Genomic DNA, 24,932 nt, shown 5'->3' with positions numbered 1-24,932 from the left:
TCGGGAGAGTCCATCATGCCGCAAAAACTAAAAGTCCTTGTAGTGGGTCAGACACCGCCCCCCTTCGGCGGCCAGTCGATCATGATCGAACGATTCATTCGGACCGAACTGCAGGACGTGACGCTCTTGCACGCGCGCATGGGATTCTCGAATCACATGAATGAAGTGGGCCGCGTGCGGCTCTACAAGGTGCTACACCTCTTCACCTTGATCGCGAAGATCTATTTTTATCGCATCTTCCATGGGGTGCGCATTCTGTACTATCCGCCGGCCGGCCCCGATCGCGTGCCGATGTATCGCGATCTTGCGATCCTGCTGGCGACGCGCTGGCTGTTCGCCAAGACGATCTTTCACTTCCATGCCGGCGGCCTGTCCGAGCTATACGATCGATTGCCGCGTTGGCAGCGCTGGTTATTCCGGCGTGCTTACTACGACGCCGACGCCGCGATCCGCATCTCGGAGCTGACGCCCGAAGACGGCAAACTGCTCGAGTGTCAGCGCGAGTTCGTAGTGCCTAACGGCATCGACGATCCCAATCCGTTGCACAGTCTGCCGCTGACGGGCATTGAAGTCACGGAAAGCCGGCCGTTGCGAATCCTGTTTGTCGGCATCCTGCGCGAGTCGAAGGGGCTATTGGTGCTGGTCGAGGCGTGCGGCCTGCTTGCGGCCCGCGGCGTGCCGTTCCGGCTCGAAGTGATGGGCCAGCCGCATACCGAGGAATTCGTGGCACTTGTGCGCCGTCGCATTGACGAGCTACAGATACGCGATCAGGTGAATTTCCTGGGAGTGCTGACCGGCGATCAAAAATTCGCGGCCTACGCCCGTGCTGATGTGTTTTGCATGCCGTCGTTTTTCAATTGCGAAACTTTCGGGATCGTGTTTCTGGAAGCCATGGCGTTCGGGTTGCCGGTGGTGGCCACCCGGTGGCGCGGCATTCCTTCGATTGTCGATGAAGACGAGACGGGATTCTTGGTCGACATTCATGATTCCGAAAGTGTTGCTGACCGGTTGACAAGACTGGCGGTGGACGACGAGCTCTGGCATCGCATGAGCCTTGCCGCGCGTCGCAAATTCGAGCGCGAGTATACGTGGCCCCGCCACGCCGCCCGCATGCGGCAAGCCTTGCTGGCAACGGCTGGAATCGCCGTGCGCGTCGAACCCACCAGTACGCCCGTGTTCTCGATCCCTGCGGATCAGAGAGCGCGCTACGTGCCCCCCCATTATCGGTCTCACGGTCGCGAAGCCGAACAGCATTCCGAGCCGGTTCGCCGCGAGCCGCAATTGAACGGCAAGCCGTAAACAGTCCATCCCTCACCGAAAACAAGAGCCAGTCCAGAAACAACAGGTCTTATCATGATTAATACGCAGGTCAGTATGTTCGGATGTCGGATCGATGCACTGCGCATGCCACAGGCAGTCGAACGCGTGTTCGAGTGGATCACGGCCGCCTCGGGCCAATGCCGCTACGTCGTCACTCCCAACGTCGACCACGTCGTGCAACTTCAGCACGATGAAAGATTGCGCCGCGCCTACGACGATGCATCGCTTGTAATTGCCGATGGCATGCCGGTCGTCTGGGCGAGCCGTCTGTTGCGTCGCCCTTTGCCCGAGCGCATCACGGGAGCGGATCTCGTGCCGGCCTTGTTCAGTGCCGCGCCAACGGACAGTCGGCTCAAGGTGTACTTGCTGGGTGCCGGGCCAGGCGTGGCGGATCGCGCCGCTACCAAGATCGTCAGCCGCTGGCCGGCCGTGGAAATTTGTGGCTCGTACAGTCCTCCCTTTGGCTTTGAGAAGGACCCCGCCGAGAACGAAGCGATCCTCGCGCGCATCTCAGCGGCACGTCCTGACGTGCTTGTCGTCGGACTTGGTGCCCCGAAGCAAGAGCTGTGGGTTCACGCCCATCAGCACAAGATCGACGCCTCGGTCGCACTTTGCGTGGGCGCCACGATTGATTTCCTGGCTGCTGAGAAAAAAAGAGCCCCACTATGGATGCGCCGTACCGGGCTCGAATGGCTGCACCGCCTGAGCACAGAGCCGCGCCGACTGTTTGCCCGCTATTTGAAAGACGCCTGGACGTTTCCGGGGCTCGTCTGCCGCGAAATGATTGGTCGTCGCACCGACAGCCACTGAGAGACGGTGCAGCGCCGGAGACTTTTCGTAGTCCAATCGTACTTTGAGTCCGTTTTACACTCGACGTCTTGCTTTACGTTGCTGCCATGAGTTCCAGTTCGACATCCTACGAAACGCCCTCGGCCCCCCGTTCGCGCCGCACTGCGCGCGACAATGGCCGGCCTGCGTCGGACTCCCCGCGGTATCTTCGTCACAATAAAAAACCGGCTCTGGACCAATTGACCCGCGCCGCCGCCGAAACGGCGCTCGACATGTCAGCCGATGCGGTGTTCTTTTTTACTGCCCATTTGCGCATCGTGGCGGCCAACTCGACCGCGATCGCCGCCACCGGCTACCGGCACGATCAGCTGCAAACCATGAGCATGGACGATCTGTTGGTCGATGATGCGATTGGCAGCGAACAGGACCAGCTTCATGCCGCGTTCGAGCGATTACACGATGGGAATACAGGACAGACCGTGGCGACAACAACGTTAAGGACTCAGAGCGGCGTGGCGACCTCGGTAGAAATCCTCCTGCGCGCCGTCGCAAATCATGATGACCTGCTGTACGTCGCACTCGTTCGAAGCCGCAAGGATGACCGCTGCGCTGACCAGATCGACAATCCATGCGATTATCTAACCTCGCTGCCGACCCGAGCGGTGTGGGATCGCCGGCTGCGTCACGCCGAGTACAAGGCCCGTGAATGTGGCGCGAAATACGCCGTATTGTTTATCGACGTCGATCAATTCAAGGGCATCAACGACCAAAACGGCCATCGTGCCGGCGACCGTGTGCTGCAAATTGTCGCCGACCGCCTACGGGCATGCGTCCGCCCCACGGACGTCGTCGCGCGGTACGGCGGAGACGAATTCGTGGTTCTGGTCGAGAATGTCTGCGTCGAATCCGAAGTGGATCAGATCGCCAATCGGATTCGCACCGAGCTCGATCTTTCGATCGATTTCGACGGCATGTGCCTGTCGATGGCTGCCAGCGTCGGCGTCGCCATCGCCAGACCGCAATCAAACGCCCAAGACCTCGTCGACGAGGCCGACCAGGCCATGTATCGGGCCAAGGCGGCAAAGCGCCGCAGCGCCTGAGCTCGACGTGCCGTAAAACGACTCGAACAAGGCACCCGCTAGTTCCCCGTCGTTCCGCCTACTCCGCTCAAGCCGTGATACATGGCAAACTGGAACGGAATCACGCCGTACAGACCGCGCGTGAAGACCAGTTCGATGGCGTCGTCGACCACCTTGATCGGGCGTTTGGGCACGACGATGATATCCGAATCGCGCAGCCAGATTTCGTCCGCCGGGCAAGCGCTCTTGCCGAATAGCGGCAGGTGAATCTCGAGCACCGTGGCCATCAGTTGCCAACAATCGTCGCGGCGAAATACTACCACGTGCGCCAGATTGCCGCCCACCTTCCAACCACCGGCCAAGGCGATGGATTGCATGGCAGTGGTCGGCGCCAGCAGTTCGTAGCGGCCCGGCTGTGTCACCTCGCCCACCACGTAGATATAGCGCGGTGCGCGGTTGGTCAGAATCGGCGTCACTTCAAATCCGTGTACCAGCAGCTTATAGCGCACGTCGATCTCGCGCTTCAGCTCGGAAAGAGTCAGACCCTGGGCAGGCACTGAGCCAAGACCGGGCAGTTGGATGGTGCCTTCGGGTGTGACTCGGACCTCTCGCTGCTGACCGCCGAATCCCTGTCGAGCGTCGATCGTGGCGCGCAACTCAAGCACCTTCGAGTTGAGCTTGGTCGGAGTGACCGTGATCGTAGGCTCGCGGATGAACTTCTCGTATTGCTTTTCCAGATCTTGACGGACGGACGCCACCGTACGCCCTGCGACGCGAACCTGGCCCAGCATCCGCAACGTGATACGACCGTCGGGCTGGACAATGACATGATGATCCACGTCGGCGTTGGTCAACGACTCGACATCCAACTCGTCGCCAACCGCCAAGACATACGGTTCGACCGACGGGACGGTCGTCAGTCGGAAGATCAGCAGGATCTGATCGTCGACGCGCATGCGGTATTCCGGCACGTGCCGCAATCGATGCGGGCCGATGTACTCGCCTTGAGCGAAGATCTGCCACGGGATCGGCCGCATGGCCTTCCAGTTCAACTCGTAGCACGATCCCCCGGGCTGACACTTCACGCCGCAACGAAAGTTCGGCACGGGCGGGCAATCATTTTCACCGGGCCAGGCGGCAACCGGAGCGGCTCCCGCGCCATATTGCCCGGCAGCCGCGTCGTAGGCGTAGGGACCGCCGGTGAGGACTTTCAGATCGTCGTCCTCGGGCAGTGGCCCGAGCGGCTGTGGTACGGGCACCGGTTCGCCCGTTGGCGGCATCGAAATCGTCGATTGCGATTCCGGAGCGGCCTCGGGAGTTTTGACAATGCCGATCGCTCCCGTCTCCTGACGTGCCTCAATGGGAGACTCGGGCGCTGGTGCCGATTCGGGCACCGAGACGACATCGGTTGCGCTATCGGGACTCTCGTTGGTCCAAACGATCGGCTGCAGCGGTGGTGTCGGCGCGGCCGTCGCCCGCATGCCGACGTTGGAAATTGTGGACACCGGCGGCCTGACCGCGGCGGTTTTTGCCGAGCGGAACGGCGCAGGTCGGCCATTTTCCGAGGGCTGCATCATCAACAGGACGCACGCGATGATCGCCCCCGCGGCGGCGGCCAGCACCAACATCGACCGCCAATTCTGCAAGAAACGAGGCATAGGCCAGGCCCACTCAGGGGGGTACATCGTGTCGCCTGCGACGAACGCACGTGTTCAGGCGGTTATACGCAGAAATCGTCGCCTGAATGACTCCTCGTGCAGTGCGAACGGCGACAGCCGCCAAATAGAACGACAGCAGACACCTGTGCCGCCATACAATCGATACAATCGCTACGATTTAACAGCCGAAGGACGACCGCGCCGGGGAGCCAGGGTCCTCCCTCGATGGCCGATCATTTCAGGAAATGGCTGGCAGCGAACCCGAGTTCTCATGCGGACGGGCGCGACTGGCAACCCGATCAGGGCCGAAAATGGCCCTGGGGGCGGGATTTCCGGCGGTCTGGCGGCGGACGTCTTTCGGCCAATTTGATGCTTTTGCTTCGCAGCCTCCCCAATTATCCTGGCCTCAAGAGATGGAGCTCCGTGGGCGCCCGGCAACTTTCAATTCCCTACTACCAGACAAGCGATGTTCGCCCTGGCTTTGTAATTGCGCCGTCCTTAGATAGACAGTTGTTCGCACCATGCAAAAGTGGAAAACGTACTTCTACCTTTGCGCGATGCAAAGCCGCTGGCTATCTGCATTCTTGATCAAGGTCGGTCGCAGTGGCCGTGACGCCCTGCGGACCCCGGATCCGGAAGCGGGGGACAGCTCGCGCTGGGCGTTTTTAGCCGAGCTCAGCGAGCTGGCGCGTTACGCGATGATTGTGGGATACGTGCGTCGCCTTCGGCCTGGTGGATCTGTCCTGGATGTTGGTTCCAGCAACGGTGTGCTGGCCAACGAGTTGCAGGGTGATGTAAGTCACTACTACGGCATCGAGCGCGATCCGGCCAGCGTCGAGACGGCCCAACAGCGCGCGATTTCCGTGGCTGATTTTAGCGTCGCAGACGCTAACACGTTCTCGACCAGTGAAAAGTACGACGTGATCGTCTTCAACGAAACGATCTACTATCTCAACGACCCGGTGAATGTCTTGCGTCGTTACTCTGGTTTTCTGAAGCCGGGCGGAATCATTATCGTCTCGAACTACGTTGCCAAGCATTTGCTGCGCATGTCGAACGAGTTTGCGCAGAACTTTCACATCGTCGATCAAACGACGGTCATCAACGCCTTGGGATGCGGGTGGGTAATTCAAGTTATCCAGCCGGCGTCGGCAGCAAACTGATTCTCGATCGTGGCATCGCGCGCTGCGTGCGATGCATCCTGGCGCTGCCCGCCGTTCGATATCGAATACCTCACGGCCCCCAAGCTGTCGAGTAAGCAAGAGGTTCGAGAGATGCTGGCATCGCGATCCGCCGTTCGTTATTCCCGCTGGGTGCCGAATCGCACGAATGCTATCGCGCCGTTCAACGCAGGCCTGTTGCGCGAAGGGCTCCAGGTTCTGTCGCTACCCGAAAAAATAAAATGCAGGATATTTCGACAGTTTATCCCGGGGGTTGCGGTGCGATTCGTATGGCTACGATTGACGCCCCTCACTAAACTGCTCGCCTCGTCTAACAAGTCGTCGTCGTTTCGACATGACGTCCGGCCGTCCCCTCTTGATCCAACAGCTTCAATGCGTCCCACGGAGGGCGCAGTGCATGGCGACCGCGTTCAATTTCAATGGTGAGAGCCCCAAGTGGGCTACGTTGCATTCCCCGCATTTCGCCCAACCGCGATCCGGATTTAGCCCGGATTCGCTGGTGAGCTTGCAGCTTCGCGCGGCTATCGAAGGCACCGGCAGCTATCTGCCTGAGCGAGTGCTCGACAATGCCGAACTAGAGCGCATGGTCGACACGAGCGATCAGTGGATCATCGAGCGAACGGGAATTCGCGAACGACGGATCGCAGCAGAGCACGAAACAACGGCCACGATGGCAGTCGCTGCCGGTAAGATTGCCTGTGCCGATGCCGAGATCGATCCCGCCGAACTTGATCTGATCATTCTGGCCACGATAACTCCCGATCAGTTCGTGCCCGCGGCGTCCTGCGTCGTTCAACAAGCTCTGGGGGCAAAACGGGCCGCGGCGTTCGATCTGGGAGCGGCCTGTACAGGCTTTCTGTACGCTTCGACGGTGGCCACCGGCATGATTGCCTCGGGAATGTACGAGCGCATGCTGGTGATTGGCTCGGAGACGATGTCCCGCGTCACGGACTATAGCGATAGAAATACATGCATCTTGTTTGGCGACGGAGCCGGGGCCGCGGTGTTTGTCCCGCGACGCGACGGCACAGGAATTCTTTACTCGAAGGTCTATGCCGACGGGCAACATGCCGAATTGCTGCAAATTCCTGCTGGCGGAAGCAAGCTGCCGGCATCGGCAACGACGGTGGCCGCACGGCAACACTATTTGCACGTGGCCGGAAAGCAAGTGTTCAAGTTCGCCACCAACATCTTTGTGCAACTCGTCGAAGAAACGCTGGCTGCATGCGAGCTGACCTACGATGATGTGGCTATCGTCATACCGCACCAGGTCAACGAGCGGATCATCGACGCGGCCATGTGCCGGCTGGGAATGCCCGTCGAAAAGTGTTTCGTCAACATCGAACGCTACGGCAATACTTCTGCCGCGAGTGTGCCGATCGCCTTGGACGAAGCCTGCCGGCAAGGCCGGCTGGGCCCCGGCGATACGGCCATACTACTGGCCTTCGGATCGGGCCTGACATGGGGCGCTACGGTAGCCAAAATGTGAACATAGAAAGCATCGCGCATCGTCGAGAGCCGACGCGTTATGCTGCTGCCAGCCGCCAGCTAGCACGCATTGGCCGGGTATTTCTGCCGCCGTCGGTTAGCGCCCGCGTCAACATCGTCGAGTCCTCTGTACTCGCAACGCGTGGAAAGGCTAAGCTTCCGCCCTGCCACGCCGAACCCTGACGGAATAAACGGCAAGGTTTTGTTCGCGTCACGACAATCCGCATGAGGCACGGCTTCGGCGCCCTGTCCTGGCGATGACGCGAGACTTTCCACCGTCGCCCGCAAATCGACGGTGCTCGCAAGATATCGATTAAGGAGTAACGATGCGCCTGATCCCCCTTTCGCACACCAAGAGTCGGCTTTTCGTCGCTGCATGCACTTGCGCGTTTGTCGCATGCTTTCTGTTCGACGGGTCTTTAGCCCCTATCCTTGCTGCGGATGCGCCGCCGGCGAAATCTTCTGCATCGACCTCGTCGTTGGAAGACGTTCTTGCCAAGCGCAAGGACATCGCCGGGCAAGTCGATGCCCTGGGCGCACAATCCGGCGAACATGCCGCAAGTGCGGACGGTGTCGAAGTCTCGACCACGGAAGACGAGTTGGAATTTCTGCAAACGCTCGACGGTGTCTATGCCCAGCAGCAGGTTCGACTAGAGCAACAACAAGAGTTGCAGGCCGAACTGAAGAAATCCGAGGCAGACCTGGAAGCATTCCGCAAATTTGGTCCAACCGAAGCCAAGCCGTATTCGTTCCTGCTGCTCGAGGATCTGCGCGACGAACTTGCCGCCGCCGAAGATCATGACGACGCCTTCAATGCCGATATCAAGCCGGCCGGACAGCTCTTGCAAGCGGCTCAGAGCCATTTCGACCAGGCGGAAAAAGATCGTCGCCGGGTACAGGAAGAACTCGCTGAGAACAAGAATACCGAGCACACCAGCATGCTCACCGCGGCGCTGCAATTGGCACAACGCGGAAGCCAGATCGCTAAGGAGCTGATCGTCGTCCGACGACTCGAAGTCGACGTTCGCTCTCTGCGGCGCGACGTGGGCGCAGTGCGCAAGACGCATTTGGTAGAAAAAATCGACAGCATCGGCAAAAATGTGCGGTTCACTCGGCAGGACGTGCAAGACCGCCTCAAAGATTTGACGACCTCCGCGGCCGACCTGGAAGCAAAGGTCAAGGCGGCCCACGCTCATTTCCGGCAGTCCGAGTCGGAGCAAATCACGGCCGTCAAACTGTTGCACGATCAAAACGCTCCCCAGGCGACCATCGATCTGGCGGGCGAGTCGTGGCGCGTGGCGCGCGACGCTTTGCAGCTCGAGCTGTCGCTCCTCAACGAGCGCCTTGCCGACAATAAGCGACTGCACCACTACTGGGAATGTCGTTTTGCGGTCGAAAGCAGCGCGGCCAAGCCCACCGAAATCGAGGAATGGAGCGAGAGTCTCGGCGACATGTTGGACGAGATCAGCGACAACGAGCGCTCGCTCGAGCAGCGCATCGAGACGACCCGCATCGAGCAGGCCAAGCTCGTCGAACGGATGCGGGACAACGAAGACCCGGCGGTGAAACAATGGGGAGATTTCCAATGCGCCCAATGGCAGCGGCTGCGCGAAGTGTGTGAGACGCACCTGGTACAGCTCAAAGTCAACAAGCGGTGGTCCGGCCGCTTTCGTGAAGAATTGCAGGCCAAACTTCAGCCCCAGCACGCACAGTCCTGGTGGACCTTGGCCGACGAGCAAGCCATTTCCATATGGTCTTACGAGGTGGTAACGGTCAATGATCTACCGATCACCGTCGGCAAGATCGTCTCGCTGGTTGTCTACCTCGTGCTCAGCATCCTATCGGCAAAAGTTTTGAGTAGGCTGCTGGGCCGGCGGCTGCTGCCACGACTGGGATTGAACGAAGGCGCCTCGCACGCGGTCCAAGCGATTGCGTTTTACTCGCTGGCGGTTTTGTTCGGCGTGTTGTCATTTCAAGTGGTCCATGTTCCACTGGCGGCATTTGCTTTCCTGGGTGGGGCCGTGGCAATCGCCATTGGCTTCGGCAGCCAGGACATCGCCAACAACTTTATGAGCGGCATCATCATCCTGGCGGAACAACCGATCCGCGTTGGTGACATCGTCGTGGTCGACGGCGTGCAGGGCACGGTCAATCATATCGGACCGCGCAGCACGCGGCTCAAAACCGACTCGAATCACGAATTGATCGTGCCTAACAGCAAGCTTTTGTCGGACAAAGTGACGAATCTGACGCTGTCGGACTCGCTGATACAAACGACGGTCACTGTCACACTGCCATTGAAAATGACCGTCCGCGAGGCGAAGCAACTGCTGCTCTCGGCTGCCTTGTCGCAGTCGATGGTTTTGCACAAGCCAATACCGATCGTGCTGTTCAAGCAGTTCGGGGCCTCTTCGATGGATTTCGAGCTGCATTTTTGGCTGCAATTGGAAGACGAGATGCAGGCCGCGATCGCGCAAAGCGAAGTGCGTGAAGCGATCAACGACCTGTTTTTGCAGCACGACGCCCAACCCGCGATCGATAACGTTTCCTCGGCGTTGCCCAACCGGTCGAAAGCCGCCTGAGTCTGATGTCGTATGCGGCAAAAGCCGCAGTCACGCGAAACGGCACAAGGCACGTTGGCGGCACTCAGTTCGCAATCCCCCTCTTTGTGTCATGCCGCGCTTTGAATTAGAATCGACGCAGCTTGGCCATTCCGCAGTTGGGCACTTGTCACGCGGAAGCCGGGCTCAACCAGAACCTGCCATCCTGCCCGCCCCCTGGGAGTTACGCGATGCTGTCCTGCACCTTGGCCGCCTCGGCGTTGCTATACGGCGCCACTTTGCTGCACGCCGACCATGAAGAAAAGGACTTGTTGTTTCACTTCGCCGCGGGTACGCACGCGATTCAAAATGGCGCCTGGCAAGATATGTCGCACCAGGCCACGGCCCAAGTCTTTGGCACGCCGCGTTTTGTCGGTTGCGGTCCGACTGAGGGGCTGGTCTTTACCGGCGAAGAATATCTGAGTCTGGGAAAAAGCTACGAGGATGCCAAGCGGCTGTTGCCCACGCGCAACATGACGGTCACCGCCTGGATCCGCCTGGACGACACAGAGGATCGCTGCGGTCTGATCAGTTACATCAACGAAAGTCGCACGCAACCCCAAGGCTGGATGCTGGGCTTCAATCGGCAAACGTTCGTGTTTGGCCTGGCCGCGGCCAATAGCGTCTCTACGCAAAACCGCATGACTTATCTGCCGGCCAAAACTCCCATCGTCAAAGGGCGTTGGTACTACGTGGCCGCCACGTATGACGGCCAGATCATGCGCATCTACGTCAACGGAGAACTCGAAGGCGAATCCAATGCCCAGGCCGGCGACATTGTATATCCGGCGGCGGGCAACTATCTGCTGGGGGGCTCGATTGGCGTGCGCTCGCGCACCTTCATGCAAGGAGCGTTGTTCGAAGCTAAATGCTATGCCCGCGCGCTCGAGGGGAATGAAATCCAAAAGGTCGCCAAGAAGAATGAGAATCTCATCGCCTGGGCACCGACACCAGAAAATGACCTGATCTTTTTGGTGCAGCCTTACTTGCAGTTCGCTACGACCGATTCGATCACGATCATGTGCGAGACCTCTCGCCCGGCCAAGATGCGTGTGGAATATGCCGAGCTGCGCCCCCTAGAACTAAAAGCCGAGACCGCGAGCGCGCAGTTGATCAGCGAGCTGACGCTCAAGGATCTTAAACCGGCAACCCGCTATTTTTATCGCGTGGTGTGCGTTGACGAGACCGGCCAGGAAGTGCGTGGTCAGCAATACTCGTTTCAAACTGCGCCGAACGAGGACATGCCTTGGGCGTTCGCCGTTATTGGCGACACGCAGCGCAATCCCGAAGTAACGAGAAAGTGTGCCGAGGGCGCCTTTTCGAAGCGGCCCAATTTCCTGCTGCATTGCGGCGACGTCGTCGACGACGGATTTGCCAAGAACCAGTGGCTAAAGGACCTGTTCGAGCCGTGTTCGACGTTGATGGCGCAGATCCCGACTTTTCCTGTGATCGGAAATCACGAAAAAGATTCGCACTGGTATTACGATTACTTCTCGCTGCCGAAGCCAGAGTATTACTACACGTTCCGCTACGGTAATGCGCAATTCTTCATGATCGACAGCAATCGGCCGCTCGATCCTGGATCGCCACAATACGAGTGGCTAGAAAAGGAGTTGGCCAGTTCCAAGGCCGCCTGGAAGTTCACTTGTCATCATCATCCCTGCTTCAGCTCGGACGAGAATGATTACGGCGACCACGTAAAAGGGCCCCCCGGCCATACGTTTTTCTATGGCGACCGCAATGCACGCAAGGTGGTGCCGTTGTATGAGAAATACGGCGTCGATATCGCTTTCAACGGCCATATCCACCTCTACGAGCGGACCTGGCCCATCTTCGAAATGGCGATCAATCAACGCCAAGGAGTGCGCTACTTAACGAGCGGCGGCGGCGGCGGCAGTCTCGAGCAGGCCGCGCCGCAGCGAACCTGGTTCAGCCTCCATTTTCAGAGCGTGTTCCACTATTGCTACGCCGCCATCAGCGACCGCACCATCGTCTTCAAGGCCTACGACATCGACGGCAAGCTGTTCGACACCTTTGAACTGACCAAGGCGGCCGATCGGTAAGCGGGATTCTTACCTAGCGACAGCGCAGGGATGCCTGGCAAGAGCGAAGTATGTTCCAGGTCGTTTATCAGGACAAACACTTGCTGGTCCTCGACAAGCCGTCGGGCATGCTCGCGGTGCCCGGGCGCGGCCCCGAGCTACAGGACTGCCTTAGCGCGCGGGTGCAAGTCGCCTCACCAGGCGCCCTGATAGTGCATCGCCTCGACCGCGATACCTCAGGCCTGCTCGTGATGGCGCTCGATAATGACGCGCAACGCGAGTTGAGCCGGCAGTTCGCGGCGCGCACCGTCGAAAAACAATACACGGCCGTCGTCTTCGGCTGCCCAGAGTCGGCGGCGGGGACGATTGAGTTACCGATGCGGAAGGATTTCGACCGGCCACCACGGCACAAGATCGCGCCGCTCGACGGTCGCCCGGCTATCACTTGCTGGCAATTGATCGAACGGCGTGCCGATCACAGCCGACTGGACGTGCGACCTGTGACCGGACGCTCTCATCAAATTCGCCTGCACCTGGCGACGCTAGGGCATCCGATTCTGGGCGATAATCTGTACGCCCACGTCGAAGCACTGGCCATGTCGCCACGACTGCTTCTGCATGCAGTTCAACTATCGCTCACACATCCTGCGACCAGCGAGCGAATGACATGGACCGCTCCCTGCCCGTTTTAGAATTTGCGACGATTGGCATCGCCGTCTCGGCGCAGCGGCACAGCGTGCCCGTTATTTCGCGAGAAATGGCGGTATCAAGAGCGTCGCCAGCAGAATGCTCAAAACGACGAGCGTGATGCCCACAAAAACGAAATCTCGTCGCGCGACGAACGCTACGACCGTAAAGGCCACGCGCGCGATTGGCGTCAGAATCAACAGGAGCAAGCCGAATTGAATCATGGCTCGGGCATCCATGCTTTGCAGGCCGGCCAGAATGCCGCCTACATCGCGCAGCGACTCAGGTTCGCCATCGAAGTGCCGATGGTCGGCCGGCGCTTGGGCGCTATTGGCCAGAAACCAAATTCCCCCTATGGCCACGGTGACAGCCGCAATAGTGACTCCCCATTGCAGCAGCCGCCCAATCCGTCGGTCAACTTGTTCGTCGGTCCATGTCGTGAATGAGCCATTCATCTCAGATATTTCCCACCAGCCCTTTGTGGATCATTTCACAGGCCATCGCGACGACGACGATTGCAAAAACGATCCGCAGCAAACCGACGCGCGCCGACATCAAGACGCGGGCGCCAAGCATCGATCCTGCCAATACTCCCAACATGACCGGCATCGCAACGGTGGGCGAGACGTAGCCACGGTTTAGATACACTCCGGCGCTGGCCGCGGCCGTGACTCCGATCATGAAGTTGCTCGTCGTGGTCGACACTTTAAACGGCAATCGCATGACCTGGTCCATGGCGATGACCTTGAACGCACCCGAGCCAATTCCAAGCAAGCCCGACAGCACGCCGGCCACCAACATCAAACCGAATCCAAGTGGTACGTGCTGCACGGAATATGCCTGCGGTCCAAATGGCGTGGGGTACGTAGCGTCGAGATGCAGCCGCTCGACGAACTTGCTGGACTTTCCACTCGGGGAATCCTCGGCTCGTCGAACGGAGAGCGCCGCCGAGGCAAGCAATATGACGCCAAAAACAATCGAGATCACGTTCACCGGCGTGACAAACGCCAGGAAGGCTCCCACGATGGCACCCATGGTCGTGGCGACTTCGAGAAACATTCCCACGCGAATGTTGGAATACCCCTCGCGCACATAGGCCGCCGCGGCCCCCGACGACGTCGCGATCACGGAGACCAGCGATGCGCCAATCGCGTACCGCAAGTCGACGCCAAACACGATCGTTAGCAATGGCACGATGACCACGCCGCCGCCGAGTCCAGTCATGGAGCCTAAAAACCCAGCCACCAACGAGCCGAGGCCAACCAGAACCGTGAATGACAGCTCGTTCATGGACTAACCGAGATACCGGTGCGGGCGAATCAAACAACGACAGAATTCGGTCGACCCGTCATCCTGTCGAACATGCCGAAACTCAGCCGCTCGCGATGTGGGCGTTGCCATTCACGCCCCGCCGCGCTCGACTGCCTCCCATTTGCATTTCGACCATCGTCCGGTAGCGGCCGCTGGTGGCCATTAATTCCTCGTGCGTCCCGCGCTCGACAATCTGGCCATTGACTAGCAGCACGATTTGATCGGCGTGCATGATCGTACTCAAACGGTGCGCGATTACAAAGCTCGTGCGGCCGCGCAGGAGCGTGTCGAGGCTATCTTGAATGAGCCGCTCACTCTCGGTGTCGAGATTGCTCGTGGCCTCGTCCAGAATGAAAATCCGCGGATTTGCGAGCACCGCCCTGGCGATCGCCAGCCGCTGGCGTTGGCCTCCGCTCAGTCGCACGCCTCGCTCGCCGATCAAGGTGTTGTACCCATCGGCGAACGACATGATGAAATCATGGGCATTGGCGATCCGCGCGGCTTCTTCGATTTGCTCTTGGGTCGAGTGACGCGCGGCGTAGCCGATATTCTCGGCGATCGTGCCATCGAACAAGAAGATATCCTGCTCGACGATGCCCAACAGGCGCCGGTAACTCTCCACGTCGATATCGCGCAGGTTCACGCCGTCTAATTCAATCGATCCATTCGTCGGGTCGTAGAACCTGGCAATCAGATTGCAGAAGGTCGTTTTCCCCGCGCCGCTGGGTCCAACCAGGGCGATCATCTGTCCGGGCAAAACTTCAAGATTTATCTCCTCCAGAACAGCCTGATCACTCTGCGGGTATTGGAACCGCACGTCACGCAAAGTCATTCTCCCCCGCACGTTCTCCGGATCGACCATGATTGCAGCAGGCGAGGTTGGCATTTCGCGCGGTTCGGCCAGCAGATCCAACACCCGGTCCCAGCCCGCCAAATTGTTTTGTAGGCCGGTAGCGCTCTCGGCCAGCACGGCCAGCGGTTCCAGTAGCATTGCCAGATAGATCAGAAACATCATCAAATCGCCGACTGAGAGCGCTCCGGCCAGGACTTGCGAGCCACCATACATCAACAACCCGGCCGAAGCGGCAGGCAACAATATGGCCCACACGATTTCGACGACGCGCGCCCACCACCAGGCAAGCAACTCGTGGCGCGCCATCAGATTTCCACCGCGCGTAAACCGAGCCGTTTCGCTGCGGCTGCGGCCAAAGGCCCGCACGATGCGCATGCCGCCAAAGGCTTCGGTGGCATGGCTGTCGATTTCCTGCCGTTGCCGCCGCACCTCGCGATACTGCGGGCGGATGCGGCCAATCCAGGTGCGATGCGTCAGAAACACAGTCGGGATCACCAACAGCGAGCCTAGCAGCAGACGCCAATCGACCCAAGCCAGAACCGCCAGGCTGGCCACCAGCTGGATTACCGCGCGCCAGGGGTTGTACAGCATGCTGAAGACGAGCTCTCCGACGCCGCCGGCGTCTTCCCGCAAAATACTCGCCACGCCGCCGGACTTCAGCGCATAGACACGGTCCAACGGTAGCCGCACGGCATGGGCAAAGACTCGTTTGCGGAGCTCGATCTGCAGTCGCTTGGCCGTGACCGTGGCAAGCCATCTTCCCCAAGTATTCAGAGCCACAGCCACCATCGACACGAGGAATACACCGGCGGCAAGCGCCACCAGCACTGGCATTCCGACACTGGGAAGGTGCCAGCGCTCGGTTATTCCCTCTGGCAACGGTTTGCCAGGCAACACGTAATCAACGACCAACTTGGTTGCCGCCGGCGGCACCAGTTTGAGTAGCGTGGAAGCGGTAAGGGTAAGCAGCGACAGGACCAGTGGCAGGCGATGGCCACGCAACATACCGGCAAACTGGCGGATCAGTTGGCCAATCGGGCGGTGCCCAACACGCTTTAACGCGGCGGCGTTCCCTGGGGAATCGGGCTTTCCATCGGGCTCGGGCCCGCGACGCAATTGACGGCGATAGCTCAAGAATCGCCTTCGGCTGGAACGGGCGCGTGACGACATATCGGTCCTGAACGGGGGTGCTGACGTAACAGATATAGATGTACGGACACAGTTGCCCGGCGATGGGAACCCTTGATTCCCTTCATTGTAGCGCGAAAGCCGGCCTTTGACCTGTCAGTCTGAGTCCTATCGACCAAACCGTGCAGTTGTCCAACCCTGCGGTTCTTGCGAGCAGTACCCCCGGTTTTCCCCATCTCCTGCCGACAAACCAACCGGACGTTGCCCAGGTAACGTTCGAGCGAGACACGTAAGCGGGCAGGCGGAGAAAGCCTTCTCTGGGTGCTCCTGGCCTGCCTGTAAATTGCTTGCGTTCGTTGCGGGTCGCACGGATACTTTGTAGTGCAACGCAGGGGACGGGAGATACTCGTGGTTCGATTCAGTCCTGCGAGGAAACGGTTCGCCGCTCCCTCACGGGCAACGGTGCTCAGTTGGCGCGGCGTTCGATCGCGCGCGATGGGCAAGTTGCACAAGCCGACCTCGCCAAGAGTGCCTGCATGCACCATGTCATGGATGCGGCCGGCGTCGGGCACAGCCCGTGAATCACGCGGCCTGATTGCAGACACCATCCCACATCGAAGCCACGTAACGACTTGCCCGTCGCGATGACAACGCGCGACCTGCCGACCGTACAAACGTCCTATTTGACGATTGCCGTGTAGCGCCAACTCTGGTCTCGACTATGAATCAACGCGAAGAGTTCCCCGATCTCAGCGCTGACGAAGAGCGACTGCTCGACATGCTGGTCGAGTATGACCAGGCCCTGGCCGATGGGACGCTGGCCCCGAGCGAAACGCACGTGCCGCTGCGGACGGGGACGGAATACGCAGATCAGCTCGCGCGGGGCAAACACCTGCTAGAGCTGATGGCCACGATCGGCAATCAGCGGGATCAGGACGACATCGAAATCGGCGCCGCACAATCGATGGCCGAGGCGGAACTCTCGGCCGGTAATCTCGATGAGATCTTGACGCCTGGCCGTGGCAACTTTCCGACAATCCAGCATCTTGGTCGCTTTGTCATCGAGCGCGAGTTGGGCATCGGGGGGCATGGCGTTGTCCTTTTGGCGTTCGACCCGGTGTTGAAGCGCCAGGTGGCCCTCAAGGTGCCGCGATCCGAAGACATGATGTCCGCCGAGCTGCGCCGCCGCTTCTTGAACGAAGCTCGGGCAGCGGCACGACTGACGCACCCCAACCTGGTTTCGGTCTACGAGGTGGGCGAAGCGGGTCGCGTCGGCTATATCGCCTCGGCGTATTGCACCGGACCAAGCCTGGCGACGTGGCTCAAGGAAAAGATCGGGCTGCTCGCGCCGCGTCCTGCGGCCCGACTCATCAAACAACTTGCCGAGGCGATGCACTACGCACATTCTCAGGGCGTTTTGCACCGCGATATCAAGCCGAGTAACGTGTTGCTTGAGCCGAAGGCCGCAGGTGGCGAGTTTGGGGCCGTTTCGGATGACGCATTCCCGTTCGTGCCCAAATTGGTCGACTTTGGCCTGGCCAAGCTGTCTGGCAACGGCGGCGCAGAGACGCGCAGCGGCGTCGCAATGGGGACGCCCGGCTATATGGCGCCAGAGCAAGTCGCGGGCCGAGTCGACGAGATCGGCCCGGCGACCGATGTGTATGGCCTGGGTGCGGTGCTCTACGAATTGCTCACCGGGCAGCGTCCGTTCATGGGGACGTGCGAAGCAGATTGCCTGCATCGCATCCTGTCTGAGGAACCGACGGCTCCGAGTCGCTTTTCAGGCGCCTCCGGCCCCGACATCGAGGCGATTTGTCTGAAGTGCTTGGAAAAGAATCCGGCACGCCGTTATGTATCTGCGCAGGCCTTGGCAGACGACCTGCGGAGGTATTTGGCGGGCGAGCCGATACAGGCCCGCCGCGTAAACCGCTTCGAGCGCTTAGCGCGTTGGGCGCGACGCAACCCAGGTATTGCTACGTTAACGACCGCGGTGCTGTTGTTGTTAACCGCTTTGGCGGTCGGCTCGACCGTGGCCGCGATCCGCATCGAACGCGCACGTGATCGCGAACAAGACGCCCTGGCCACCGCCCGCTTCGAGACAGAACGTGCCGAAGATTTCGCCGCGAAGGCCCAACAAGAATCTGCCACCGCGCAGCGCGTGGCGCATTTCCTCGAGGCCATGTTCCGCTCGGCCGATCCAGTCGGCGTCGAAGGAGTGCGATTTCAGGCGCGGGTTGGTCGCGCGTCCGAATTAACGGCCGTCGAGATCCTGCGCCAGGGAGGCGACACCGTCAGCGCCGATCTCAACGGTCAGCCAGCGGTTCAATCCAAGCTGATGGCGGTGATCGGCAGCGTTTACGTCACGTTGGGAATGCTGCGCGAGGCCACGCCTTTGTTGGAACGAAGCCTGCAAATCCGTGAGGAGTTGTATGGCGATGACAGTTTGGAAATCGCCGAGAGCCTGCACGATCTGGCAAGTTTGCGATTCACCAATTTTGATTTCAGCGCCACGAAGCAGCTCTTGCACAGAGCACTGGCGATTCGCACCGAGCGGTTGGGGCCACAAGATCCGGAAACGATCCGCACTAAGTTCAACCTGGCCTGGCTGATCATTACCAACGGCCATGAAACCGAGGCCGAGAAGGCGCTGGCCCTGCCGCTGATGGAGGAGGTCCTACAGTATCATCGCCGCGAAAGTGATTCGCCTACCAGGTACGCATTCGCCTTGCTCGGTCTGGCGATGCTGCGTTACGAAGTCGAAAAAAAGCCGTTCGAAGCCGCCATGCTCGTCGCTGATGCGAACCGCGTGCTGTCGGACCAGAGCGATTCCCAGATCGCGTCGGGACTAACTGCGATGTTGCGGAGTTATGCCCAACGTCGTGTCGGCAACCATCGCGCAGCCCTCACGTCGGTCGAGTCGGCGATTGCCCAAATGCGCGAAGCGGTCGGGGACCAACATCCGGCGCTTGTTTGGCCGCGATTCATGTGGGCCGAGGCGCTGATCGGCGCCGGCGAGCACGCCCAGGCAGTTCAGGTCTATCGCGAGACGGCCGAACTCTGCGAGCAAGTCTACGGTGATGCCAATCACCGCGCGATTGGCATTACCAAGGCCAGGATGGCCGAGCCGCTCAGATTGATGGACGACTTCGATCAGGCGGAGGCCGTCCTCCGTGAATCGCTGGCGATCTTCCGCCGCGAGGACACGAACCTTTCGAATCGCGAACACTGCCTGCGGTCCCTGCTGGGAATACTGGAACGTCAGGATCGTCAGGCGGCAGCCGTCGAACTGTGTCAGGAAGAGTTGCGCGGCGCTCGCGCGCTACCGGAAAGTGCCGAGCGAACTACCTACCTTAGAACAGTTCTCTGTCAGACCGCGCAGGCCGAAGAGGCACTTGGTCACTGGGACATTGCCCAGGCAGCGCTCGAAGAGGCTATTGGCATTCAACAAAGTCTGGCTGCCGCGGGCGATCTCCCGTTGGCGGATATGATGATGAACTTAGCGCGACTGGCGCTGGCACACGGAGCGACAGACAAATACCAACAGGTCTGCCACAAGATGATGACGACTGGCTGGTCGAAACCCACGCGGGAGCGGATGCGCGAGCTCGTCTGGACTTGTGCTTTGGCGCCCAACCCGCTGACAAATCCTCAACAACTCGTAGGCTTGGCCGAAGACGCGCGCGGCCGCAATCGCACAGCGGCCAGCTACCAACGACCGCTCGCGGCCGCTTTGTACAGGGCCGGTCGCTTCGAGGAAGCCATCGAGCTACTGCGCCAAGCGCCCCAGTTGTTGCAAGACGGTGATGTCTGGGCCGATCATGCCCTACTGTCGATGGCCTACGCGCAAGCCGGTCGTACGACTGAGGCGGCAGATCAGCTCGACAAGGCGTCTCAGGCCTCATCCGTGGCGGCGCCATCGGAACAAACGCCAGCCAGCGTGCGACGCGCCAAGATCGAACGGGCAGCGCTACTCGAAGAAGCCTCGCAGTTGCTCCAGTCTCGTCCAGCGCCCCACGAGTCACCTGCAACATGATCGAACGCACGATGTTTGAATCGCATGCCGCGTCTGAGCAACCGACCTCCCTGGGGCAAGCAAGCGCGCCGCCGCGCGCCGTAGCATCGCAGCACTGCCCCCCCGAGGTGCTAGAGTCGTTGCTCAAGAATACCGCCGATACGATCATGCTCGTCGACGCCGAAGGAAACATTCAGTTTGTCAATCGAATGCCTGCCGGGCTAACGCCCGACAAAGTGCCGCAGACCAACCTGTTTTCGCTGCTTCCCGCGGCAAGCCACGAGCGATGTCGCGCGGCGCTGCGCAATGCCTGCGCGTTTAACCAGCCCGATCAATACGAACAACGCTGGAATGACGAGATCTGGAGATCGGTCCGCGTGGCGCCCCTAGCAGGCCTGTCACCCATTATGGCGCTGGTCATAGCCACGGACATTGACCATCGAAAGCGCACCGAGGAATCGTTGCGAGAGAGCGAAGAGCGGTTCCGTCAGTTGGCCGAGAACGTGCGTGAGGTTTTCTGGCTGATGGACTGGAACGAACAACGCGTTTTGTACGTAACGAATGCCTATCAGAAAATCTGGGGGCTGCCCGCGCGGCAATTATATGAGAGCGCCGTGTCCTGGATCAGCGCAGTACATGCGGACGACCGCGCCCGCGTCGAGCGGGCGTTTCTTGCCGCTGTTGAAAGCGGCAGTTTCCATGCGGAATATCGCATCATGCGACCGGATGGGTCAATTCGCTGGGTTCGTGATCAAGGCTATCCCCTGCGTGATGCCGACGGAAAAGTCTGCCGCATGGCTGGCATCGCCGAAGACGTCACCGAGCAGAGAAGCATCGAAGGCAACCTGCGTGCGGAACGAAAGTTGCTAAAGCGTTTACTCGATTTGCAAGAGAAGGAACGTGGCCTGTTGGCGTACGAGATCCACGACGGTTTCATCCAGGATCTGGTCGGGGCCAAAATGCTGCTCGAATCGCTACGGCCGGGCTTTCCGACGGATCAGCCCGTGCTGCTGGCGCGCATGGACGCCATCGAAGCCTCGTTGCGCAAGGCCATCGGCGAGGGGCGACGGATGATCTCGAACCTACGGCCGCTCGTGATCGATGACTCGGGCATCCTGGCCGCGATCGAATACCTGATCAACGAGAGGCAAGGTCCAACGTCGCCGGAAATGAGTTTTCGTTACGACGTAACATTCGTCCGCTTGCCCCCGCTGCTTGAAGGCGCGCTGTTTCGCATCGTCCAAGAATCCTTGACCAACGCGTGCCGCCACAGCCGGGCGACGCGGGTCGACGTCGAACTAATCCAGCAAGACGAGCGCGTGTTGCTGACGATACGCGACAATGGCATCGGATTCGATCGGGCGAAGGTCCCGGACGACCGCTTCGGCTTACGGGGTTTGGTCGAACGCGCACGCCTGTTCGGCGGCCGCTCGCAAATTCACAGCACGCCCGGCACAGGCACGGAAGTCTGGGTTGATTTGCCGATCAACAAGAGCGCGATCACCACCTAATTGCCTGAGCATGCCGTGCGACTGTGGGCTGTTCGGTCGCGGGCAATGCGGCAACTCTTGTGTAGTGCTCGACCGCGGCCTCGGCAGCGTGAAAAATCACTGCTCCCCTGACGGCCGGAAGATACTAGAATTCAGGAGCAGCATTTCTTCTCGCACGCTCTTCTGAAGTTGAGGTATCTCGGATGAAGGCACTTCTGCTGGCGGGTGTGGGACTTTTGGTCGTGGCCCTGGCCGCAGGCAGCTGCGCCTATCAGGGATATAACGAGGCCATCACGCTGGACGAGAACGTCAAGCAGCATTGGGCGCAGGTCGAAAACGAGCTACAGCGTCGCTACGACATGATTCCCAATCTCGTGAACACGGTTAAGGGAATCGCCGGCCAGGAACAGAAGATATTCCTCGGCATTGCCGAAGCACGGAAAGCCTACTTCCAAACGCAGAAGTCCGGCACCGTGGCCGAAAAGGCCGAGGCAGCTACCGGAGTCGAGCAGGCATTATCGCGATTGTTATTCTTGCAAGAAAAATATCCCGAGCTGAAATCGAACGAATCGTTCTTGAAGCTGCAAGACGAACTGGCCGGTACGGAAAATCGCCTGTCCGTCGAGCGCATGCGCTACAACGAATCTGTCAAGACGCTCGATGTCTTTGTCAGAAAGTTCCCATCGAGCCTCTACGCATCGCTCGCCGGAGTCAAAGCGGCGGAATATTTCAAGCCATCGGAAGAGGCCCATGAAACTCCCAAAGTCGACTTCGGCACGGCCGAGCCGGCGACCAAGAGTTAGCGCCACAGGCGCGCCGCGGGTTTTCACGCGTTAACGCTACACGTCGCAGATCCGCACGCCGCGTCGCAAGGCGGCGATTTTGTCAGTGCCCAGCGGGATGAATTCCTGCCCTACGTAGCCGCGGTAACCGGTCTCGACGATCGCTTGCATGATGGCCGGATAGTTGATTTCCTGGACAACATCTAAGTCGTTGCGGCCCGGCACGCCCGCCGTGTGGTAGTGGCCGATGTAGTCTTTGAACTGGCGGATTCGAGTAATGACATCTCCCTGCATGATTTGGGTGTGATAGATGTCGAAGAGGATCTTCATCCTTGGCGAGCCGATTTTGTCGCACACTTCCACGGCCCATTCGACACGATCACACTGATAGCCGGGGTGCCCCTTCATCTCGACGTCGACGCGCGTGTTGAGCGGCTCGAGCACGAGGTTGACTCCCTTTTTCTCCGCCAACGGGAGCACCTTCTTCAGCCCTTCGACCGTATTCTTGATCCCTTCCTCGTCGGTCAGCCCTTCGCGCATGCCCGAGAATGTAATCACGTTGGGAAAACCCGCGGCGGCGGTAGCCTCGATCGCGGTGGTGAGCTTCTCGATGCACTCGGCGTGATACTCCTTGTGGTTCAGGCCTCGCACAAAACCGTGGCTGGGCGTGCAGGCACAAACGAGTCCGTGCTGCTTGAGAATAGGCCACTGCTCCGGCGCGACAATTTCCACTGATTTCATTCCCAGTGCCGCCGCGGCGCGTGCCAACTCGTCCAGCGGCATCGGATTGAAGCACCAATGGACGACCGACTGATTGATGCGTCCGTTTGTGATCTTCCACTGCGGTTCTTCGTCGGCGACGGCAGCCGGAGTCTGCGAGTGCACGGCCAATGCCGCCGCAGCCATTCCGCCGACGGCCGAAAGCGATATCCAGTTGCGCCGCGATAAACCAGCGGGCGACTGGCGAGCGTGACCCATAGCCATTTTGAATAGATGACGGGAACGAGGCATGCGAACGACTCCTGCTTTGGGGGCGCGACAACATGTCGTGCTGGCACGGATGCGGGCGACGACGGCGCTACGTTAACGATGACGCTAAGATAAAGCCGTCCAACGCGCGAGGCAAGAAAAAGCGGCTGCTGCGATGAATCTGCAAGGCCCGAATTGGGGGATCGAAGTGTCGCGTCCGCGTGACAAGCGGCGATTGCCCTATAGCTCTTTGCGCCAGAGGCGATAGCGCTTGTAGACCTTGCCCCCCACGTCGGCCGCGAACTGGTTGATATCCCGGTTGTCTTCCAGGTTCCAACCCAGTTCCAAAAACGAGGACCGCTTCCGCGGCTCGCGAAGAATACGATTCGTATAGTCGAAGGCCACCAGCGGCAATCCGATCTTGCGAAATTCAGGCTTGAAGCCGAACACGGTGCCGCGCCAGCCGCGCTTGCCCCGGCCGAACAGCAGCATCTTCGCCAATCCAATGGGCCCGATCCGTCCGTTGAGTAGCTTCAACACAGGGTTGATGTCGGGCAGCACCACGGCCACGCCCGCGGGATCCTGACCGTGATATAGAAAAAAGACCAGGTCGAGATCAACAAAACGGAGCAAGCTGCGCCCCATCTCATCGATCTCTTCATTGGTCATGGGGGCAAATCCCCAACTCGTCTCCCATGACGCGTGATAAATATCTTTGATCAGCGCCATTTCTTTGTTGAAGTGCCGCTTATCGGCACAGCGCAGCGACATGTTGTGGCGTTTGACGATCACTTTCGCCAGTCGCTCGGTCCGCTCGGCCGGAAAGTCGTCGGGGCCAATGTAGAAGGCCAACAGGTCCTTCTCTTTTGCCAATCCACTCTGCTCGGCCAATGTGACGTAGTACGGATGATTCCAAGGCATCATAACAACGGGCGGATGCTGGAAGCCGTCGATCAACATGCCGATTTCGTAGTTCGTCGACGGATTCAGCGGACCGCGCATAAAAGTCATGCCCCGAGCGCGCGTCCAATCGGCGGCAGCAGCAAACAGTCCTTGCGCGGCTTCGAGATCGTCTGCGCACTCGAAGAATCCCCACACGCCCATCTTCTCTTTGTGATGCACGTTGTAGTTGCCATCGACGATCGCCGCGATGCGCCCCACCGTGCGCCCACCACGCCGTGCGAGATACAACTGTTGTTGTGAGAATTTCCAGAAGGGGTGCCGCTCAGTATCGAGCGTATGCCGGACTTCCGACTTCAGCGGTGGCACCCAGTTCGAGTCACGCGGGTAAAGGGACCAGGGCAGGTCAATAAAAGCTCGCAAGTCAGCGGCACTAACCACCGGCGTGATCTCGACTCCGGCCATCTAGCTGATTCCCTTGATGCGCGTGATCCGCGGCCAGCCGACGACAAAGTGTCAGCTCTACCGGGATTGATCGTCATTTACCAAGCGCGGACCAGAGCGACATCGCCAGCGCCCTTAGAAGCCGGAAGCCGCTCTGCGTAATATCCCCCGCCAAGGGGTCCGCCCCAGAAAACCAACG

The 24,932-nt window shown here is 59.7% G+C and carries 17 protein-coding genes; 11 read left to right on the top strand and 6 right to left on the bottom strand.

What is annotated here, in order from left to right; translation table 11 throughout:
• Positions 1-15 precede the first annotated feature (15 nt).
• The 3 genes from VGG64_00675 to VGG64_00665 all read left to right on the top strand — a co-directional run bounded on the left by VGG64_00675 (position 16) and on the right by VGG64_00665 (position 3,209).
• On the top strand, positions 16-1,299 hold the full coding sequence (locus VGG64_00675) for a glycosyltransferase family 4 protein (GenBank protein ID HEY1598083.1): 1,284 nt from the start codon (positions 16-18) through the stop codon (positions 1,297-1,299).
• Positions 1,300-1,353: 54 nt separating this feature from the next.
• Positions 1,354-2,130, top strand: a complete 777-nt coding sequence (locus VGG64_00670; protein HEY1598082.1) for a WecB/TagA/CpsF family glycosyltransferase — start codon at positions 1,354-1,356, stop codon at positions 2,128-2,130.
• An 86-nt stretch (positions 2,131-2,216) separates the two neighbouring features.
• Entirely contained in the window at positions 2,217-3,209 is a 993-nt protein-coding gene (locus tag VGG64_00665) for a GGDEF domain-containing protein (protein HEY1598081.1), read from the top strand.
• 38 nt (positions 3,210-3,247) lie between these two features.
• Here the strand turns inward: VGG64_00665 and VGG64_00660 are convergent, their stop codons facing one another.
• Entirely contained in the window at positions 3,248-4,846 is a 1,599-nt protein-coding gene (locus VGG64_00660) for a polysaccharide biosynthesis/export family protein (GenBank protein HEY1598080.1), read from the bottom strand.
• A 521-nt stretch (positions 4,847-5,367) separates the two neighbouring features.
• On the opposite strand from VGG64_00660, the gene VGG64_00655 reads away from it, so the two are divergent.
• The 5 genes from VGG64_00655 to VGG64_00635 all read left to right on the top strand — a co-directional run bounded on the left by VGG64_00655 (position 5,368) and on the right by VGG64_00635 (position 12,849).
• Positions 5,368-6,009: a class I SAM-dependent methyltransferase gene (locus VGG64_00655; protein ID HEY1598079.1), complete on the top strand. Its 642-nt coding sequence runs from the start codon at positions 5,368-5,370 to the stop codon at positions 6,007-6,009.
• 415 nt (positions 6,010-6,424) lie between these two features.
• Positions 6,425-7,516, top strand: a complete 1,092-nt coding sequence (locus tag VGG64_00650) for a beta-ketoacyl-ACP synthase III (protein ID HEY1598078.1) — start codon at positions 6,425-6,427, stop codon at positions 7,514-7,516.
• A gap of 478 nt (positions 7,517-7,994) precedes the next feature.
• Positions 7,995-10,097 (top strand): mechanosensitive ion channel domain-containing protein, encoded by a 2,103-nt coding sequence (locus VGG64_00645; GenBank protein HEY1598077.1) that lies wholly within the window; start codon positions 7,995-7,997, stop codon positions 10,095-10,097.
• A gap of 209 nt (positions 10,098-10,306) precedes the next feature.
• Positions 10,307-12,178: a LamG-like jellyroll fold domain-containing protein gene (locus tag VGG64_00640; GenBank protein HEY1598076.1), complete on the top strand. Its 1,872-nt coding sequence runs from the start codon at positions 10,307-10,309 to the stop codon at positions 12,176-12,178.
• A gap of 50 nt (positions 12,179-12,228) precedes the next feature.
• A complete protein-coding gene (locus tag VGG64_00635) occupies positions 12,229-12,849 on the top strand; it encodes an RluA family pseudouridine synthase (protein HEY1598075.1) in 621 nt (206 codons plus the stop codon).
• 51 nt (positions 12,850-12,900) lie between these two features.
• On the opposite strand, the gene VGG64_00630 is transcribed toward VGG64_00635, so the two are convergent.
• The 3 genes from VGG64_00630 to VGG64_00620 form a co-directional block, all read right to left on the bottom strand.
• Entirely contained in the window at positions 12,901-13,299 is a 399-nt protein-coding gene (locus VGG64_00630; protein ID HEY1598074.1) for a DUF1634 domain-containing protein, read from the bottom strand.
• 1 nt (position 13,300) lies between these two features.
• Positions 13,301-14,134, bottom strand: a complete 834-nt coding sequence (locus VGG64_00625; GenBank protein ID HEY1598073.1) for a sulfite exporter TauE/SafE family protein — start codon at positions 14,132-14,134, stop codon at positions 13,301-13,303.
• Between the two features lie 82 nt (positions 14,135-14,216).
• Positions 14,217-16,142 carry an ABC transporter ATP-binding protein gene (locus VGG64_00620; protein ID HEY1598072.1) on the bottom strand — a complete coding sequence of 642 codons (1,926 nt, stop codon included), beginning with the start codon at positions 16,140-16,142 and terminating at the stop codon, positions 14,217-14,219.
• 715 nt (positions 16,143-16,857) lie between these two features.
• Here VGG64_00620 and VGG64_00615 point away from each other — a divergent pair.
• From VGG64_00615 to VGG64_00605, 3 genes are all read left to right on the top strand, one after another.
• Positions 16,858-20,169: a serine/threonine-protein kinase gene (locus VGG64_00615; GenBank protein HEY1598071.1), complete on the top strand. Its 3,312-nt coding sequence runs from the start codon at positions 16,858-16,860 to the stop codon at positions 20,167-20,169.
• Positions 20,166-21,659 carry a PAS domain S-box protein gene (locus VGG64_00610; GenBank protein HEY1598070.1) on the top strand — a complete coding sequence of 498 codons (1,494 nt, stop codon included), beginning with the start codon at positions 20,166-20,168 and terminating at the stop codon, positions 21,657-21,659. Before VGG64_00615 ends, VGG64_00610 begins: the two co-directional genes overlap by 4 nt.
• 182 nt (positions 21,660-21,841) lie before the next feature.
• Entirely contained in the window at positions 21,842-22,441 is a 600-nt protein-coding gene (locus VGG64_00605; GenBank protein ID HEY1598069.1) for a LemA family protein, read from the top strand.
• Between the two features lie 36 nt (positions 22,442-22,477).
• Here the strand turns inward: VGG64_00605 and VGG64_00600 are convergent, their stop codons facing one another.
• Both VGG64_00600 and VGG64_00595 read right to left on the bottom strand, forming a co-directional pair.
• Positions 22,478-23,431 carry a TIM barrel protein gene (locus VGG64_00600; GenBank protein HEY1598068.1) on the bottom strand — a complete coding sequence of 318 codons (954 nt, stop codon included), beginning with the start codon at positions 23,429-23,431 and terminating at the stop codon, positions 22,478-22,480.
• A 198-nt stretch (positions 23,432-23,629) separates the two neighbouring features.
• Entirely contained in the window at positions 23,630-24,754 is a 1,125-nt protein-coding gene (locus VGG64_00595) for a hypothetical protein (GenBank protein ID HEY1598067.1), read from the bottom strand.
• Positions 24,755-24,932: the final 178 nt, after the last annotated feature.

Source organism: Pirellulales bacterium, from assembly GCA_036490175.1.
Taxonomy (GTDB): Bacteria; Planctomycetota; Planctomycetia; order Pirellulales; family JACPPG01; genus JACPPG01.
The sequence above is the reverse complement of the archived record's forward strand: the minus strand, read 5'-3'. Positions and strand labels throughout refer to the sequence as shown.

Bases quoted from the DNA above. Each gene is read 5' to 3' on its own strand.
- VGG64_00675 (HEY1598083.1), top strand. From the start codon at position 16: ATGCCGCAAAAACTAAAAGTCCTTGTAGTGGGTCAGACACCGCCCCCC.
- VGG64_00670 (HEY1598082.1), top strand. From the start codon at position 1,354: ATGATTAATACGCAGGTCAGTATGTTCGGATGTCGGATCGATGCACTG.
- VGG64_00665 (HEY1598081.1), top strand. From the start codon at position 2,217: ATGAGTTCCAGTTCGACATCCTACGAAACGCCCTCGGCCCCCCGTTCG.
- VGG64_00660 (HEY1598080.1), bottom strand. From the start codon at position 4,846: ATGCCTCGTTTCTTGCAGAATTGGCGGTCGATGTTGGTGCTGGCCGCC.
- VGG64_00655 (HEY1598079.1), top strand. From the start codon at position 5,368: ATGCAAAAGTGGAAAACGTACTTCTACCTTTGCGCGATGCAAAGCCGC.
- VGG64_00650 (HEY1598078.1), top strand. From the start codon at position 6,425: ATGGCGACCGCGTTCAATTTCAATGGTGAGAGCCCCAAGTGGGCTACG.
- VGG64_00640 (HEY1598076.1), top strand. From the start codon at position 10,307: ATGCTGTCCTGCACCTTGGCCGCCTCGGCGTTGCTATACGGCGCCACT.
- VGG64_00635 (HEY1598075.1), top strand. From the start codon at position 12,229: ATGTTCCAGGTCGTTTATCAGGACAAACACTTGCTGGTCCTCGACAAG.
- VGG64_00630 (HEY1598074.1), bottom strand. From the start codon at position 13,299: ATGAATGGCTCATTCACGACATGGACCGACGAACAAGTTGACCGACGG.
- VGG64_00625 (HEY1598073.1), bottom strand. From the start codon at position 14,134: ATGAACGAGCTGTCATTCACGGTTCTGGTTGGCCTCGGCTCGTTGGTG.
- VGG64_00615 (HEY1598071.1), top strand. From the start codon at position 16,858: ATGAATCAACGCGAAGAGTTCCCCGATCTCAGCGCTGACGAAGAGCGA.
- VGG64_00610 (HEY1598070.1), top strand. From the start codon at position 20,166: ATGATCGAACGCACGATGTTTGAATCGCATGCCGCGTCTGAGCAACCG.
- VGG64_00605 (HEY1598069.1), top strand. From the start codon at position 21,842: ATGAAGGCACTTCTGCTGGCGGGTGTGGGACTTTTGGTCGTGGCCCTG.
- VGG64_00600 (HEY1598068.1), bottom strand. From the start codon at position 23,431: ATGCCTCGTTCCCGTCATCTATTCAAAATGGCTATGGGTCACGCTCGC.
- VGG64_00595 (HEY1598067.1), bottom strand. From the start codon at position 24,754: ATGGCCGGAGTCGAGATCACGCCGGTGGTTAGTGCCGCTGACTTGCGA.